Below are 16,158 nucleotides of genomic sequence, written 5' to 3' on the forward strand. Positions count from 1 at the left end.
CCTCAGCCCTGCGGGCGCACCGGCTCATGGGTGCGGCAGTCGAGCAGTTGCGCCATGGCTTTGGCGGCTGCCTCGGCCGCTTCGGCGCGGCGCATCTCGGCCGCGTCTTCGAATCCGCAGCCCATGGCCTGGGCCTCGGTGCCTGCGTAGTCGGCCAGCGTCTCGGCGCTGTCGCGGATGCTTTGCAGGGCGCGGGCCACCACGTCCATGTGGCGATGGCCCTTGGGCGTCTCCAGCCATGCCAGGGCGAGCTGGGCGATGGAGGAGATCTCTGCACAGCCTTGCTGCACGAGATGGTCCACCTGGGTGAGGGCATTGGACAGCTGCCGCGTGGTGTGGCTGTCCGTGGCGGATTTGGGCTGGGCGGGGTTCATGCCTGGGCCCTCCGTGTGGAAAGGGCGGCGCCAAAAGAGGGCGCGCAGGCGAGTGCCAGAGAAACGGCAGTCATGTTTCCGTGCTCCTTACTGAGACTGAAACCACCGACTCCGCGTTTTGAAGCACGAAACAGGTGGACGGGATGTTCAAAACACACAGCAAGATGTGCGGACGCCCTTACGGGTAGCCCCATCCCGCCCGAAACCGCAGGGGCGTGGACGAGCGTCCACAGCCCGGAATCCAGACGTGACAAGGCCTCGCTTTCGGGGAGGCAGCACCGCTTACTAAATGGGTGTTTTGAAGCACCGGCCCCGTGACAGGGGGCTGGTGCGGATGATAGCGCGTGCGGCGTGCGCAAAGTCGCTTTGCGGCCCGTTGCACCTTGCCATCTCGCCCTTTCAGGGATCGTCCAGGGACCGCTGAAAGAGCCCGGCATGCGTTGCGTTCATTGAGAATGATTCTTCTTTACGCGGTTATGATCCAGCCCCATGGATTTGTCCGCCTCCTTCACCGCACTCCGCGTGCAGGGTGAGCGCCAGCCCCATGCCGGCCTGCGGGCGGGCACAGCAACACCGGGCGTAGGCCGGCAACCACCCAGGCCGCTGTCCATTGCGGCTGGCCTTTTTTTCAATCTCGTTTGTCATGTATCAGGAGGGCCGTCACGGCCATCGCTTTCGGCATTTGCATTGCCGCTTTTCTGAACAACCCAATACATGTCCCTTTCCCATTCCAGCCATTCCGGCCAATCCGGTCATTCCGCCAAACCCACCCATCCGGGGCTGCTTGCGGTTTCCCGCCTGCTGGCCGCCGTCTTTGGCGGCTATGCGCTGGCCAGCGCGCTGGCGGCCTTCCTGGCCGCTGCGCTGCCCGGCGCGCGTGTCGATGCCGTGCTGGCCGGCATGCAGTGGAGCTTTGCGCTGCACGCACTGGCGGTGATCTGGGCGTTCTCGCCGGTTTCGGCGGGCCGGGTCTGGCTGGGGTTGCTGGTGCCTGCGGCCCTGATGGGCGGCGCCGCGCTGCTGCTGGCGCGCAATGGCGGAGGCCTTTGAGATGGCAAAGGCGCAGATCGGCAAGGTCCCCGGCAGCGGCGCTGCCACGGGCGGTTTCCGCCAGGCCCAGGCCTGGCTGCATACCTGGTGCGGGCTGTGGTTTTCGTGGCTGCTGTTCGCGGTGTTCCTCACGGGTTCGCTGGCCGTGTTCCAGGAAGCCATCACGCACTGGATGACGCCCGAGCACCATGCCGAGGAGGCGGCCGAGGCGGCAGCGCGCGCCGCCGCGCCGGCCGGGCAGGGTGCGGACCTGGGCCAGCGCCTGGCCTGGGGCGCGGCCTACATGCAAAAGCACCACCAGGGCGCGCAGATGTGGGAGATCTGGCCGTCCGACGACAAGGGCGGCGGCGACCTGCATGTCTACTGGTTCGACGCCAGGCGCGAATACGCCGATGCCGAGCTGGACACCGCCACGGGCGAGGAAATGGGGGCCGGCCACGGCCACGGCGCCGCGCGCGCCACCATGGGCGGCAACCATTTCGTGGATTTCCACTATGAACTGCATGCAGGGCAGGTAGGACTGTGGGTGATCGGCATTGCCGCCATGGCCATGCTGGTGGCACTGGTCAGCGGCGTGATCACGCACAAGCGCATCTTCAAGGACTTCTTCACCCTTCGCGCACGCAAGGGCCAGCGCAGCTGGCTGGACGCGCACAACGCCGTGGCGGTGCTGACGCTGCCCTTCCAGTTCATGATTGCCTATACCGGCATCGCCATCTCCAGCCTGAGCTTCATGCCCGTTGGCGTCTGGACGGTCTATGGCACGGACCAGGCCGCCCGCACGGCCTTCATCGCCGACATGACCGAGGCCGGGCCGCCCGCGCCTTCCGGCAAGCCCATGGCCGTGCCGGATCTGGAGTCGTTTGCGCGGCGCGGCCAGGAGCTGATGGGCCAGGCGGTGCGCGCGGTGGTCGTCAACCATCCCGGCGATGCGTCGGCACGCATCGGCGTCTACGGCTGGAACAGCGATGACCGTGCGCATCAGCGCCTGAGCCCCAATTCGGGCATGGCCATGTTCTCGGCCGCCACGGGCGAGGTGCTGCAGGTGCGCCTGCCCGGCGGCGCCGACGGCGGCACCCCCTCGCTGGCCCAGGCGGTCATGGGCGGGCTGCACATGGTCAAGTTCGGCGGGCTGGCCATGAAGTGGCTGTACTTCCTGTGCGGCCTGGCGGGCGCGGCCATGATGGCCACGGGCGCCATTCTCTTCATGGTCAAGCGCCGCAGCCGCCACCAGGGCGAGTTCGGCAGCGCCACGGCGCGCGTGTACCGGCTGGTCGAGGGCCTGAACGTGGCGGCCATCGCCGGGCTGGGCCTGGGCTGCATCGGCTACCTGTGGGCCAACCGCCTGGTGCCCGTGGGCCTGGCGCACCGTGATGACTGGGAGCTGGCCGTGTTCTTCGGGCTGTGGGGCCTGGCGCTGGTGCATGCGTTGGCCTGCGCGCCGGCCACGGCCTGGCGCCAGCAGATGGGCCTGCTGGCCATGCTGTGCCTGCTGCTGCCGCTGCTCAACTGGATCACCGTGGGCGAGCCGCTGTCGGCCCACATGCTGGAGGGCGACTGGGAAAGCGCCGGGGTGGAGCTGTTCTGCCTGGCCACGGGGCTGGCGGCCGCCTGGGCCTGGCGCTGGCTGGCGCGGCGCGGCGCGGGTGCCGCCGCCAAGGCAAGGACGGCCAAAGGCCAGACCGCCGTGGCCGGCCCCTCGGAGGTGCAGGCATGAGCACGTTGCACGCATCCCTGGCCGCACTGGCCCTGGCCTTTGCAGGCATGGCGGCCCTGGCCTTTGCCATGGACCGCCACTACGAACAATTGACCGGCGCGCGCGAGCTGCCGGCCCGCCGCGGCCCGCAGTTGCGCGGCCTGGGCACGGCGCTGCTGGCGCTGGCCCTTGTGCCCGTTGTCTCGGGCTGGGGCGGCACGGTGGGCACGGTGGCCTGGCTGGGCTTTGTGTCCGCCGGCGCGCTGATGGCCGTGGCCCTGATCAGCGCCCATGCGCGCTGGGCGGCGCGGCTGGCCTGGTTGGCTGGCGTGCTTGCCGTGGCGGATTTTGCGTGGATTGGTTTCAGTTTCGGTACTACGGGGTTTTTCAGATGAGTTTCCTGCTTTCGTTCCAGTTCGGGGTGTGTGTGGTCGGGAGGCAAGCATGACGCGCACGCAGCAACGCTGGAAAGCCATCGCCGTGGCGGTGGTCCTGTTGGCGGCGGCCGGGGGCGCGGCCGCCTGGTGGTCCAGCCGGCCTGCCGTGGCCTACCAGACCGAGACCGTGGCGCGCACCGATATCGAGTCCACCGTCACGGCCATCGGCACGCTGCAGCCACGCCGCTATGTGGACGTGGGCGCCCAGGTGTCGGGCCAGGTCACCCGGCTGCGCGTGGAGCCCGGCGCCCAGGTGGAGAAGGGCGCACTACTGGTGGAGATCGACCCCAGCGTGCAGCGCGCCACGGTGGATGCGGGGCGTGCCTCGCTGGCCGGCCTGCGCGCACAGCTGGCCGAGCAGCAGGCGCTGCGCAAGCTGGCCGAGCAGCAGCTCACGCGCCAGCGCCAGCTGGCCCGCGACGGGGCCACGCGCGAGGAAGACCTGCAGACCGCAGAAGCCAACCTGGCCGCAGCCGGCGCCCGCATGGAGCACCTGAAGGCCCAGATCGACCAGACCCAGGCCACGCTCAAGGCCGACGAGGCGCGCCTGGGCTATACGCGCATCTACGCGCCCATGGCGGGCACCGTGGTGTCGGTGGAGGCGCGCGAGGGCCAGACACTGAACGCCACCTACCAGACGCCCAACATCCTGCGCATTGCCGACCTGTCGGCCATGACGGTGTGGACCGAAGTGTCCGAGGCCGACGTGCGCCGCGTGCGCGACGATATGCCGGTGTACTTCACCACGCTGGGCGGCGCCGACCAGGCCAGGCCCCGGCGCTGGTCCAGCAAGGTGCGCCAGGTGCTGCCTTCGCCCTCTGCCAGCCAGGCGCCGGCCGGCGGCAATGCGGGCCAGGCGCCTGCGCCCGCCACCAAGGCCGTGGCCTATACCGTGCTGTTCGATGTGGACAACGAGGACGCCGAGCTGATGCCCCAGATGACGGCCCAGGTGGTCTTCGTCACCGGGCAGGCCGCGCAGGCGCTGACCGTGCCGCTGATGGCCGTGGCCGACAAGGCGGGAACGACTGACAAGGCGGAAAAGGCAGAGAACGCCGAGAAGGCAGGCAGCACGCAGACCGTGCGCGTGCTGGACGCCAAGGGCCAGCCCGAGCAGCGCACCGTGCGCCTGGGCGTGCGCAGCCGCCACCAGGCCGAGGTGCTGGAGGGCCTGCAGGAAGGCGAGCGCGTCATCGTCGGCGAGACGCCTCTGGACCGTGGCCTGCGGTGGCTGCAATGGTGATGGCGCAGGGCATGCAGGCCGGCGCGCCGCTGACCGCACCGCTGATAGAGCTGCGCGGCATCACCAAGCACTACGGCGGCGGCGACAGCGGCCAGCCCGCCGTCACCGTGCTGCACGGCATCGACCTGGAGATACGCGCGGGCGAGTTCGTGGCCGTGGTGGGCAGCTCGGGCTCGGGCAAGTCCACGCTGATGAACATCCTGGGCTGCCTGGACCGGCCCAGCGAGGGCAGCTACCACTTCCAGGGCCAGGACGTGGCCACGCTGGACTCGGACGCGCTGGCCTGGCTGCGGCGCGAGGCCTTCGGCTTCGTCTTCCAGGGCTACCACCTGATAGCCAGCGAAAGCGCCAGCGAGAACGTGGAAATGCCCGCCATCTACGCGGGCCTGCCCAAGGAAGAGCGCGTGCGGCGCGCCCGTGCGCTGCTCGAGCGCCTGGGCCTGGGCTCGCGCCTGGGCAACCGGCCCAACCAGCTGTCGGGCGGGCAGCAGCAGCGCGTGTCGATTGCGCGCGCGCTGATGAACGGCGGCCAGATCATCCTGGCCGACGAACCCACGGGCGCGCTGGACTCGCACAGCGGCGCCGAGGTCATGACCCTGCTGCGCGAGCTGGCCGACGCGGGCCACACCATCATCCTCATCACCCACGACCGCACTGTGGCCGCCCAGGCGCGCCGCGTGATCGAGATCAGCGACGGCCGCATCACCAGCGACAGCCAGCGCGACGATGCCGCTAACGGGGTGAATGCGGGTGCCGCTGCCCTGCCGCTCACGCCGCAGCGCGGCAGCGTCGGCGCGTCCTGGCTGGCCGAGCTGTTCGAGGCCGCGCGCAGCGCCTGGCGCGGCATGCGCATGAACCGCGTGCGCACCAGCCTGACCTTGCTGGGCATCGTCATCGGCGTGGCCTCGGTCATCGTGATGCTGGCCATTGGCGAGGGCGCGCGGCGCAAGGTGGTCGAGCAGATGGGGACCATGGGCACGGCCATCCTCTACATGGGCAGCAAGCCGCCGGCCACGGGCGGGCCGGCCGGGCAGATGACCGAGGAAGACCTGGCCGCCGTGCGCGAGCTGCCCGAGATACGGCGCGTGATGCCCGTGATCGGCGACCCCATCACCGTGCGCTACGGCAAGGCCGACAAGCAGATCTACGTGTTCGCGGCCAGCGAGGAGATGCCCCTGGTACACCACTGGAAGCTGGCCCAGGGCCGCTACTACACCGAGGCCGAGGACCGCGACCTGGCGCCCCTGGTGGTCCTGGGCCACAAGGCGCACCAGCACTTCTTCCCCGACACGCCCAACCCGCTGGGCCGCCAGCTGATCATCGGCACATCGGCCTTCGAGGTCATCGGCGTGATGAGCGAGCGCGGCGCGGACTCGGGGGCGCAGAACTATGACGACATGGTCTTCATTCCCTACCGCTCGGGCCGGGCGCGCGTCTACCAGTCGCAGACCCAGCCCGACTATGTGGTGATCGAGGCCATGTCCTCCGACGTGGTGCACGAGGCGGAGGAGGCCATGCGCAAGCTGCTGCTGGCGCGCCACGGCGGGCGCGAGGACTTCGGCATCGGCAACGCGGCCGCGCGCATCCAGGCCGAGGCGGCCACGCGCCAGAGCATGGCGGTGATGCTGGGCCTGATTGCCGCCGTCTCCCTGGTGGTGGGCGGCATCGGCGTGATGAACGTGATGCTGATGACGGTGCGCGAGCGCACGCGCGAGATCGGCATCCGCATGGCCACGGGCGCGCGCCAGCGCGACATCCTGCGCCAGTTCCTGACCGAGGCCAGCCTGGTCACCTTCGTGGGCGGCACGGTGGGCCTGCTGGCCGGCCTGGCCGTGGGCGTGGTGCTCATCGTGGCGGGCGTGCCCGTGGTGTTTTCGGTGCGCGCCATGCTGGGCGCCTTTGCCTGCGCCGTGGTGACGGGCCTGGTGTTCGGCTACATGCCGGCCAAGACGGCGGCGCGGCTGGACCCGGTGCGCGCGCTGGCGGGAGAGTGAGATGAAAGACATGAACGACAAGACGATGCCGGCGCGCCTGGGCTGCATCGCCCTGGCCCTGGCTGCGCTGGGCGGCTGCGCCGCGCAGCAGACGATGCCGGACAGGACAGCGCCTGCGCTGGCCGCTTCGTGGAAGCAGCAGGGCGAAGCCGTCCCTGCCTCTGTTTCACCGCAGTGGTGGCAGGCCTTTGGCAGTACGGAGCTGGGCGGCATGGTGCAGGCCGCCCAGGACCAGAGCCTGGACATGGCTGCCGCCATGGCCCGCGTGCGCCAGGCCGAGGCGGCCACGCGCCAGGCAGGCGCGGCGCTGCTGCCGTCGCTCAATGGCGAGCTGCGCGCCCAGCGCATGAACCATGCACAGGTGGCGGGCGGGCAGGCCAGCGTCTACGGCGCCGCGCTGACGGCCTCGTATGAGGTGGACTTCTGGGGCCGCAACCGCGCCACGCGCGATGCGGCGGCGGCGGCCTGGCAGGCCAGCCGGTTCGACCAGGACACGGTGCGCCTCACGGTCACCGCCCAGGTGGCCCATGGCTGGCTGCAGGCCGTGGCGCTGCGCGAACGCCAGGCCATTGCGGCGCGCAACGTGGCCAATGCCGAGCGGCTGCTGGGCCTGGTGGAGTCCCGCGCGCGCGCAGGCGCCGCCACCCAGCTGGAGCTGGCGCAGCAACGCGGCCTGGTGGCCAGCCAGCGCCAGGCCCTGGCCACGCTGCGCCGCCAGGGCGAGGATGCCGATGCCACGCTGGCCGTGCTGCTGGGCCAGGCCCGCCGCCCCGCGCTGGCCACGGATTCGCTGCAAGCCCTGCAACTGCCCGAGATCGGCGCAGGCCTGCCCACGCAGCTGCTGCAGCGCCGGCCCGACATTGCCAATGCGGAAGCGCAGCTGGCCGCCGCCAGCGCCAACCTGCAGGCCGCCCGCGCAGCGCTGTGGCCCCGGCTGACCCTCACGGGCAGTGCAGGCACCAGCGCTGGGCGCGCCAGCGACTGGCTGCGCGAGCCTGTCTATTCGCTGCTGGCCGGCCTCGCCGGCCCCATCTTCGACGGCGGCCGTCTGGCGGCCGAACGCGATGGCGCCCAGGCCCGGCGCGAGGAGCTGCTGGCCGGCTATTACAAGTCCATCGTCGCCGCCTATGGCGATGTGGACCTGGCGCTCAACGCCGTCCACGGCCTGAAGGCCCAGGCCGAGGCCCAGGCCGAGGTGCTGGCCCAGGCCCGCCAGGCCGTGTCGCTGGCCGAGCTGCGCTACAAGGCCGGGGCGGAAAGCCTGCTGTCCCTGCTGCAGGCCCAGACCACGCTGTACGCGGCCCAGGACGATGCCGTGCTGCAGCGCCTGCTGCAGCTGCAGGCGCGCGTGGCGCTGTACCGTGCGCTGGGCGGGGGATGGGAGGCGCCTGCCGTAGGCACTGAAATGCCGGAAAGGCAGGCACAAAAAAGCCAGGAGGCATTGCCACCTGGCTGAGAGGGAAGGGCCAGGGCCGCCACCCGGTCCTGCCGGGTGTGCGGCCTCAGGCCTCAGGCTTGAAGCCTGCTCAGCTGCCGCGCGTGATGGGCACGCCGGCATCCTTGCCGTAGGCGCCGTACTTGCCCAGCTCCCACTTGGCGATGGCGTTGCGGTGCACCTCGTCCGGGCCGTCGGCAAAGCGCAGCGTGCGCGCGTGGGCGTAGGCGCTGGCCAGCGGGAAGTCGTCGCTCATGCCGCCGCCGCCGTGCACCTGCATGGCCCAGTCGATGACCTGGCAGGCCATGCTGGGAGCCACGACCTTGATCATGGCGATCTCGCTGCGTGCCACCTTGTTGCCGGCGATGTCCATCAGCCAGGCGGCCTTGAGCGTGAGCAGGCGCGCCATGTCGATGCGGCAGCGCGCCTCGGCGATGCGCTCCTGCGTCACGGTCTGCTGGGCCACGCTCTTGCCGAAGGCGATGCGCGAGCTGGCGCGCTTGCACATCAGCTCCAGCGCGCGCTCGGCCAGGCCGATCAGGCGCATGCAGTGGTGGATGCGGCCGGGGCCAAGGCGGCCCTGGGCGATCTCGAAGCCACGGCCCTCGCCCAGCAGGATGTTGCCCACGGGCACGCGCACGTTCTCGAAGTACATCTCCATGTGGCCGTGCGGCGCGTCGTCATAGCCCATGACGTTGAGCGGACGCACGATGCGGATGCCGGGCGCGTCGCCGGGCACGATGATCATGCTTTGCTGCGAGTGCTTGGGCGCATCGGGGTCGGTCTTGCCCATGGTGATGAAGACCTGGCAGCGCGGATCGCCGGCGCCCGAGATCCACCACTTGTGGCCGTTGATCACGTACTCGTCGCCCTGGCGCTCGATGCGGGTGCAGATGTTGGTGGCGTCGGAGGAGGCCACCTCGGGCTCGGTCATGGCGAAGGCCGAGCGGATCTTGCCCTCCAGCAGCGGCTTGAGCCAGCGCTCCTTGAGTTCGGTGCTGCCGTAGCGCGCAATGGTCTCCATGTTGCCGGTGTCGGGCGCAGAGCAGTTGAACACCTCGCTGGACCATGGCACGCGGCCCATGATCTCGGCCAGCGGCGCGTATTCCTGGTTGGTCAGGCCGCCGCCCTTGTAGCCAGCGGCCTCGGCGCTGTCCACGGGCAGGAACAGGTTCCACAGGCCTTGCTCCCGGGCCTTGACCTTGAGCTTCTCGATGGTCTGCAGCGGCGTCCAGCGCTTGCCTGCGGCGGTGTTGGCTTCCATCTCGGCGGCATAGTCCTTTTCGCCGGGATAGATGTGCTCGTCCATGAACTTCAGCAGGCGTTCCTGCAGGTCCTTGGTCTTGGGCGAATATTCAAAGTCCATGGATGCGCTCCTTCTCTTGGCTTGTCGCTTGTGGTGGAAACGGGGTGATCGGTGAGTGTTGGGGGCTGGTGGTCTGGATGGCTCAGCTGCGCTGGGCGAAGGACCAGGCCAGCTCGGCCATGGGCCGGGCCGTGTCGCCCGAGGCCTTGGCCTGGGCGCTGGAGGCCGTGCCGGCCTCCACGCGCTTGGCGATGCCCTGCAGGATGGCCGCGATGCGGAACATGTTGTAGGCCATGTAGAAGTTCCAGTCGGCGCGCAGCGTGTCCACGTCCTTGAGGCCCGTGCGCTCGCAGTAGCGGCGGATGTATTCCTCTTCGTCCGGAATGCCCAGGGCCGCCAGGTCCTTGCCTGCGATGCCCCGGCCCAGCGTGGCCGGGATGTGCCAGCTCATGCAGTGGTAGCTGAAGTCGGCCAGCGGGTGGCCCAGGGTGGACAGCTCCCAGTCCAGCACGGCGATGACGCGCGGCTCGGTGGGGTGGAACATCAGGTTGTCCAGGCGGAAGTCGCCGTGCACGATGGACACGCGCGAGGCATCCAGCGCGCTGGCCGGCATGTGGGCGGGCAGCCACTGCATGAGCTGGTCCATCTCGGGGATGGGCTGGGTGACCGAGGCCACGTACTGCTTGCTCCAGCGGCCGATCTGGCGCTCGAAGTAGTTGCCGCTCTTGCCGTAGTCGGCCAGGCCCTGGGCCGCGAAGTCCACGGTGTGCAGGGCCGAGATCACGCGGTTCATCTCGTCGTAGATGGCGGCGCGCTGGGCCGGCTCCATGCCGGGCAAGGACTGGTCCCAGAGCACGCGGCCTTCCATGCACTCCATGATGTAGAAGGCGCGGCCGATGATGGACTCGTCCTCGCACAGCGCATACATGTGGGGCACGGGCACGTCGGTGCCGGCCAGGCCCTTCATCACGCGGAACTCGCGCTCGATGGCATGGGCCGAGGGCAGCAGCTTGGCCACGGGGCCGGGCTTGGAGCGCATCACGTAGCTGCGGCCCGGGGTGATCAGCTTGTAGGTGGGGTTGGACTGGCCGCCCTTGAACATCTCCACCTGCAGCGGGCCGGCAAAGCCCTGCACATGGCCCTGCATCCAGGCGGTGAGCGCGGGCACGTCGAATGCGTGCTGGTCGGAGACGGGGCGCGTGCCTACGAAATGGTCGAAAGTGCTCATGGGGCAGTCAGTCCTGTGATCGGTTCGGAAACCGGTTCTAGAAAGGGGTGCGGCCGCGCGGCACGGGCGCGGCAAGGCACCGGCCGGCGCGAACGTCCGGTCGGTGGAAGGGATGTGGCAGGGAAAAGGCCGCGGCGCGGGCCGCGCAGGTTCAGGCGTCGGGCGCGGCGATGCGCAGCAGCGTGTCGCGGTCGCAGACCACCAGGCCGCCCGGCTCGATGCGGATGGCGTTCTCGCGCTCCATGGCCTTGAGTTCCTGGTTCACGCGCTGGCGCGAGGCGCCCAGCAACTGCGCCAGTTCCTCCTGCGCCAGGTGCAGGCCGATGCGGATCTCGCTGCCATCCGACAGGCTGGTCACGCCGTAGCTGCGCACCAGGTGCAGCAGCTGCTTGGCCAGGCGCGCGCGCAGCGGCAGGGTGTTGAGGTCCTCGACCAGGCCGTAGAGCTGGCGGATGCGCCGTGCATGCAGGCGCAGCATGGCTTCCGAGAACTCCACATGCATGGACAGGATTTTCTTGAAGTCGGTCTTGGACACGCACAGCAGCGTGGTCTCGCCGTGCGCATAGGCATCGTGCGTGCGCTTGTCCCCGTCCAGGATGGCCACGTCGCCGAACCAGATGCCCGGCTCCACGTAGTCCAGCGTGATCTGCTTGCCCGTGATCGAGGTCGAGCTCACGCGCACCGCACCGCGGGCGCAGGCGATCCATTCCTCGGGCGGTTCTCCGCGTGCGCAGATGAGCGTGCCATCTTTGAACCGTTTGACGTAAGCGCATCGAAGAATGTCGTGCCGAAGCGATGGAGAAAGTGATGAAAACCAGCGACCGGAATTGATCGCTTCACGTTCTTCGATGGTAAGAATCGGGTCGTCCATGGCCTGTCTTTTGCGTGACTGATGACGGTCACATTGTCGCGTGTGGGACCGCCGCGGCGCAGCATGCCGCCGGCGGGCCTGTCACTTCGGTGTCTGGGCCTGCCGAAAACGGGGCAGGGCGGCGAAAAAAAGGCGACCCGTCTTGCATCGGGTCGCCGGCTTTGCAGGGCTTATGGCTCCTCGTGCGTGAGGCTCAGCCCCAGCGCTCCACGGCGGCGCAGCCAGGGGCTGGGGCGGTAGCGCGGGTCGCCGTAGACGGTCTGCAGGTTGAACAGGACCTCCAGCATGTTGGTGGGGCCCCAGCGGTCGCCCATGGCCAGCGGGCCCATGGGATAGCCCAGGCCCAGGGTCACGGCCTTTTCCAGGTCGGCCGGGCTGCCGATGCCCTGCTGGCAGATGTCGCTGGCGATGTTGACGATGGAGCCCACCACGCGCTGGGTGACGAAGCCGCCGCTGTCGCGGATCACACTGACGGCCTTGCCATCGCTGGCAAAGAGCGCATGGGCCGCATCGCGCATGTCGGTGCGCGTGGCCGGCGTGGTGGCCAGTACGCGGCGGCGCGTGTCGGCGTCGGCGATCAGCATGTCGATGCCCATGGTGCGCGTGCAGTCCAGCCGCTCCACGGCAGCCACCGTGGTCACGTCCAGGCCCAGCGGCGCCACCAGGATCAAGGCCTGCTCGGTCGGTGCCTGCGCGGTTTCAATGCGCGCGCCCAGGCTCTTGAGCAACTGGTAGATCTCGTTGCGCCGGGCCGCGCGTGCGGACACCCAGACCGGTGGCAGCGTCTGCACCTGCGGCACGGCAGGCTCGGCAGGCTGCTCGGCGCGGCCTTCGGCATAGCGGTAAAAGCCCCGGCCGGTCTTGCGGCCCAGCAGGCCGGCCGCCACGCGCTGCGCGGCAATGGGGCTGGGGCGGTAGCGCGGCTCCTGGTAGTACTGGTGGTAGATGTGCTCCATCACGGCATGGGTGACATCCAGGCCGGTGAGATCCATCAGCTCGAACGGGCCGAGCTTGAATCCCACCTGCTCGCGCAGGATGCGGTCGATGGTGGCGAAGTCGGCAATGCCTTCCTGCACGATGCGCAGCGCCTCGGTCACATAGCCGCGGCCCAGGTGGTTGACCAGAAAGCCCGGCGTGTCCTGCGCCCGCACGGGCGTGTGGCCGAAGCTGCGCGCGAACTGTGCCAGCGTGGCGCAGGTGGCCTCGTCCGTGGCCAGGCCGCGCACGATCTCCACCACCTTCATCAGCGGTGCCGGGTTGAAGAAGTGAAAGCCGGCAAAGCGCTGCGGGTGCTTGAGCGCCGTGGCCAGCGTGGTGATGGACAGGGCCGAGGTATTGCTGGCGATGAGGGTCCCGGGCGCAACGATGGCCTCCAGCTCGCGCAGCAGCGCCTGCTTGGCATCCATGCGCTCGACGATGGCCTCTATCACCAGGTCGCAGTTCTTGAAGGCATCGAGACCGTCCACTACCGTCAGCCGGGCCTTGCAATCTGCGGCCTGCTCACTTGTTATTTTTTGTTTCTTTTGCAGCGTGTCCCACAGCCCAAGCAGCTGTTGTTGCGCTTGTGCGGCAGCACCGGGACGGGCATCCTGCAACAGCACCCTGGCGCCTGCCTGGGCGGCCAACTGGGCAATGCCTTGCCCCATGATGCCTGCGCCTATCAATCCGACGCTCCTGATAGGAGAAATGTTGTTTTGGTTCATATACATAGAGGAGGTGTCCTACAGGTGTCTATGCAAAAATGCAAGCGTTCAAAGAAAGGCTGATGTGAGAATTTGTAGCACCATTCTCGGCGTCGCCCTGTCCTCCATGGCCTGGAACGCGTCCGCATTGTCGTTGGGCAGTCCTCGAGGCAACGTGGTGCTGGGCGCTCCGTTCGACCTGGTGGTGGGCTTGCAGCCCGATAGCGGCAACGATGCCGGCAGCTCCTGCGTGCGCGCCGAGCTGCTGGCCGGTGACAGGCCCATCGAATCCTCGCGCGTCAGTGTCAGCCCGACCTCGTCGGGCAAGGCCGTGCGGGTGCAGGCCCGCTATACGGTGGACGAGCCCATCGTGACTCTCAAGCTGTGGGCGGGCTGCGAAGGTGGCGGCATCAGCCGCAGCTATACGCTGCTGGCGCAGCTGCCCGAGTCGGTGGATGCCACGGGCAATCAACCCATCAATGTGCGGGAGCTGGCGGCAGCCCAGCCGGCGCTGGCGGCCGCTGGTGCCGCTGGTGCCGCTTCCGACCCATCTTCGACTTCTTCCTCCCGTCCGGCCGCTGGCCGCAGCGCCCGGGCCGAGTCCAGGCCCGCAGCGGTGCCCGTTGCCAAGGAACCGAAACCCCAGCCCAAGCCAAAGCCCCAGGCCAAGCCCAAGGCGGCGGCCGAGAAATCCAGGCCGCCCGTGGGCGTGACCGCCCAGGCCCAGGCCGGGCAGTTGCAGGCGGGCCTGCGCATCGAACCGCGCCTGCGCATGGAGCCGGTGGAGGAATGGCTGGGCACGGGCGGCACGCCGGGCGCCGCTGGAGCAGCCGGAACACCCGGAACACCCGAAGGCGGCGCCGCATCTGCGGCTCCCATGTTCGATGCCGGCAGCGAGCAGCTGGCCGAGGCCAACAAGCGCGTGCAGGCGCTGGAGGCCGAGATGGCGGCCTTCAAGAAGCGCGACGGCGTGGACCGTGGACAACTGGCCCAGCTGCGGGCCGAGCTGGACGCAATGCGCCAGGAGTCCGGCGGCTCATCCTGGCTGTTCAATGCGCTGCTACTGGCCCTGATTGCCGCCGTGGCCGTGATCGGCTGGATGGCCTGGCGCATGCGCTCGGGTGCTTTGCTGTTCTCGCGCGAGCCGGATGCCTGGCGGGAATCGGTGGAGCGTTCGTCGCAGGACCCCGTGCCGTCGACCCCGCCGCATGTGCGCGATGACGAGATTCACACCCTGCCGCATTCCCTGGATCCCCATAGGCCCACGCGGCCCATGGCCCCCAGCCTGCGTGAGCACCGGCCTGCGGCACCGCAGCAGGACGACCGCCGGGGACCGGATACCCTGGCTTCGCCCTATGTGCAGCGCGGCGCCCAGATGCGCCCCGGCGTGACCTATGAGCTGCATGAGGATGTGGACCCTGGCGACTTCGGCCCGGCCACCATTCCCGTGCCTGTGTCCGTGCATGCCGAACTGGAAACCGAGCCTGCGCCGCAGGCCCCGGCACCTGTGCGCACGTCCGGGCCCGAGGCCATCAAGGCCAGGCGCATGGTGCAGCCCGGCGAACTGTTCGACGTGCAGCAACAGGCGGAATTCTTCATCTCTGTGGGCGAGCACCAGCAGGCCATCGAGCTGCTGCGCTCGCATATCGACACGCATGAGGATTCCTCGCCGCTGGCCTATCTGGAGCTGCTGCACCTGTACTACACGTTGAGCCGCCGCGACGATTTCGACCAGCTGCGCGCGCGTTTTGCCAGGCATTTCAACGCCCGCGTGCCGGCCATGCCGGGCTTTACCGACAAGGGCAGCAGCCTGCTGCAGGGCTATCCCGAGCAACTGGCACGCATCGAGGCCCTGTGGCCCGTGGACGAAGTCGAAGCTTGCCTGGCGCACTACCTGTTCAAGCAGGACGGCGCACCCGACCCCGATGCGCCGGCCCCTTTCGACCTGGCCGCCTTCGACGACCTGCTGCTGCTGCTGTCCATTGCGCGCACTTCACCTGCCGGAACACGCGGCGAACCCGGCCCGCGCGAGCGCACCACGCCGCGCATGGTGGCAGGCACGGCCGTAGCCGGCGCAGCCACGGCTGGCGCTGCTGCCTTCACAGCGGCGGCAGAAGCCACGCCGGCGCAGGCTCCTGCATCCGCGGCCACGGGCGTGGACTGGATGGCAGAGCTGCAGCCGCCGATAGAACCTGCACAGCCGCAGCCGGCCTCGGTGACGCCGCTGGAGCCGGGCCTGGAGTTCACCCCCATGGACACGCTGCCCCTGTCCACGGGTGCTGTCGGTGGCGGCCACAGGCCTGCGAGCAGCGCACCGGACTCGTTGTCCGCACCGCTGCACTTCGAGCTGCAGCCCCTGAACTTCGATCTGGATCAGGCCGGCCAGCTGCCCGCAGGCCAGGTGCGCGCCGTGCCCCTGGGCGAGGCGCCTTCCTTCATCCACGATGAGTCGGCACCGCTGCTGGACATAGACCTCACGGACCTGGGCGAGAACGAGCTGCCGCATGTCGATGTGCCCTCGCGCTTTCCGCCCGTGACGCTGTCGGTGCCCGGCTCGGGTGCCGTGGGTTTCAGCAGCCACAATCTCAAGGCGCCGCTGGACATGGACCTGGCGCTGGACAAGTGGGAGCTGGAGCCGCCCGACACCGTGCGTGAGCACCGTGGCCTGGACGAGCCGCTGAGCCGCTCGGTGGACATGCTGCTGTCGCGTGAGACCGACCCGGCCTTTCGTCGATCACCACAGCCTGCGTCGCCGCAGGCAGACGACAAGGATCCGCCCAAGGGCTGAGCGGTGTGCATCGAAAAAAGGGAGCATCTGCTCCCTTTTTTTTGGGCGTGCCCAGCA

12 protein-coding genes are annotated in these 16,158 nt (G+C 69.1%); 7 read left to right on the top strand and 5 right to left on the bottom strand.

Annotated features, from left to right (window positions below; translation table 11 throughout):
* Nucleotides 1-2 precede the first annotated feature (2 nt).
* Nucleotides 3-374: a hypothetical protein gene (locus DACI_RS16505; protein WP_012205116.1), complete on the bottom strand. Its 372-nt coding sequence runs from the start codon at nt 372-374 to the stop codon at nt 3-5.
* 714 nt (nt 375-1,088) lie between these two features.
* Here DACI_RS16505 and DACI_RS16510 point away from each other — a divergent pair.
* From DACI_RS16510 to DACI_RS16535, 6 genes are read left to right on the top strand one after another with little or no spacing between them, the layout of a single operon-like run.
* Nucleotides 1,089-1,424: a DUF3649 domain-containing protein gene (locus tag DACI_RS16510; RefSeq protein WP_012205117.1), complete on the top strand. Its 336-nt coding sequence runs from the start codon at nt 1,089-1,091 to the stop codon at nt 1,422-1,424.
* Between the two features lies 1 nt (nt 1,425).
* Nucleotides 1,426-3,141, top strand: coding sequence for a PepSY-associated TM helix domain-containing protein (locus DACI_RS16515; protein WP_012205118.1), 1,716 nt, complete (start codon nt 1,426-1,428; stop codon nt 3,139-3,141).
* Nucleotides 3,138-3,515 (top strand): DUF3325 domain-containing protein, encoded by a 378-nt coding sequence (locus DACI_RS16520; protein ID WP_012205119.1) that lies wholly within the window; start codon nt 3,138-3,140, stop codon nt 3,513-3,515. The genes DACI_RS16515 and DACI_RS16520 overlap by 4 nt, the downstream gene beginning before the upstream one ends.
* Nucleotides 3,516-3,564: 49 nt before the next feature.
* Nucleotides 3,565-4,797, top strand: coding sequence for an efflux RND transporter periplasmic adaptor subunit (locus tag DACI_RS16525; protein WP_012205120.1), 1,233 nt, complete (start codon nt 3,565-3,567; stop codon nt 4,795-4,797).
* Complete coding sequence (locus DACI_RS16530) at nt 4,797-6,791, top strand: ABC transporter permease (RefSeq protein ID WP_050771849.1); 1,995 nt, start codon at nt 4,797-4,799, stop codon at nt 6,789-6,791. Before DACI_RS16525 ends, DACI_RS16530 begins: the two co-directional genes overlap by 1 nt.
* A 1-nt stretch (nt 6,792) precedes the next feature.
* Nucleotides 6,793-8,247, top strand: a complete 1,455-nt coding sequence (locus DACI_RS16535; protein WP_012205122.1) for an efflux transporter outer membrane subunit — start codon at nt 6,793-6,795, stop codon at nt 8,245-8,247.
* A 70-nt stretch (nt 8,248-8,317) separates the two neighbouring features.
* On the opposite strand, the gene DACI_RS16540 is transcribed toward DACI_RS16535, so the two are convergent.
* From DACI_RS16540 to DACI_RS16560, 4 genes are all read right to left on the bottom strand, one after another.
* A complete protein-coding gene (locus DACI_RS16540) occupies nt 8,318-9,592 on the bottom strand; it encodes an acyl-CoA dehydrogenase family protein (protein ID WP_012205123.1) in 1,275 nt (424 codons plus the stop codon).
* Nucleotides 9,593-9,674: 82 nt separating this feature from the next.
* Complete coding sequence (locus DACI_RS16545; RefSeq protein WP_012205124.1) at nt 9,675-10,760, bottom strand: phosphotransferase; 1,086 nt, start codon at nt 10,758-10,760, stop codon at nt 9,675-9,677.
* Between the two features lie 151 nt (nt 10,761-10,911).
* Nucleotides 10,912-11,631, bottom strand: coding sequence for a Crp/Fnr family transcriptional regulator (locus DACI_RS16555; protein ID WP_012205125.1), 720 nt, complete (start codon nt 11,629-11,631; stop codon nt 10,912-10,914).
* A gap of 170 nt (nt 11,632-11,801) precedes the next feature.
* Complete coding sequence (locus DACI_RS16560; RefSeq protein WP_050771850.1) at nt 11,802-13,340, bottom strand: 3-hydroxyacyl-CoA dehydrogenase; 1,539 nt, start codon at nt 13,338-13,340, stop codon at nt 11,802-11,804.
* A 127-nt stretch (nt 13,341-13,467) separates the two neighbouring features.
* Here DACI_RS16560 and DACI_RS16565 point away from each other — a divergent pair, with 127 nt between their 5' ends.
* Nucleotides 13,468-16,101, top strand: coding sequence for a type IV pilus assembly protein FimV (locus DACI_RS16565; protein ID WP_225970935.1), 2,634 nt, complete (start codon nt 13,468-13,470; stop codon nt 16,099-16,101).
* Nucleotides 16,102-16,158 lie beyond the last annotated feature (57 nt).

This window comes from Delftia acidovorans SPH-1 (assembly GCF_000018665.1).
Lineage (GTDB): Bacteria > Pseudomonadota > Gammaproteobacteria > Burkholderiales > Burkholderiaceae_C > Comamonas > Comamonas acidovorans.

What these genes read in the sequence shown, in the direction of transcription:
- DACI_RS16515 (WP_012205118.1), top strand. Translation starts at nt 1,426, where the DNA reads ATGGCAAAGGCGCAGATCGGCAAGGTCCCCGGCAGCGGCGCTGCCACG.
- DACI_RS16525 (WP_012205120.1), top strand. Translation starts at nt 3,565, where the DNA reads ATGACGCGCACGCAGCAACGCTGGAAAGCCATCGCCGTGGCGGTGGTC.
- DACI_RS16530 (WP_050771849.1), top strand. Translation starts at nt 4,797, where the DNA reads ATGGCGCAGGGCATGCAGGCCGGCGCGCCGCTGACCGCACCGCTGATA.
- DACI_RS16545 (WP_012205124.1), bottom strand. Translation starts at nt 10,760, where the DNA reads ATGAGCACTTTCGACCATTTCGTAGGCACGCGCCCCGTCTCCGACCAG.
- DACI_RS16520 (WP_012205119.1), top strand. Translation starts at nt 3,138, where the DNA reads ATGAGCACGTTGCACGCATCCCTGGCCGCACTGGCCCTGGCCTTTGCA.
- DACI_RS16510 (WP_012205117.1), top strand. Translation starts at nt 1,089, where the DNA reads ATGTCCCTTTCCCATTCCAGCCATTCCGGCCAATCCGGTCATTCCGCC.
- DACI_RS16540 (WP_012205123.1), bottom strand. Translation starts at nt 9,592, where the DNA reads ATGGACTTTGAATATTCGCCCAAGACCAAGGACCTGCAGGAACGCCTG.
- DACI_RS16560 (WP_050771850.1), bottom strand. Translation starts at nt 13,340, where the DNA reads ATGTATATGAACCAAAACAACATTTCTCCTATCAGGAGCGTCGGATTG.
- DACI_RS16535 (WP_012205122.1), top strand. Translation starts at nt 6,793, where the DNA reads ATGAAAGACATGAACGACAAGACGATGCCGGCGCGCCTGGGCTGCATC.
- DACI_RS16505 (WP_012205116.1), bottom strand. Translation starts at nt 374, where the DNA reads ATGAACCCCGCCCAGCCCAAATCCGCCACGGACAGCCACACCACGCGG.
- DACI_RS16555 (WP_012205125.1), bottom strand. Translation starts at nt 11,631, where the DNA reads ATGGACGACCCGATTCTTACCATCGAAGAACGTGAAGCGATCAATTCC.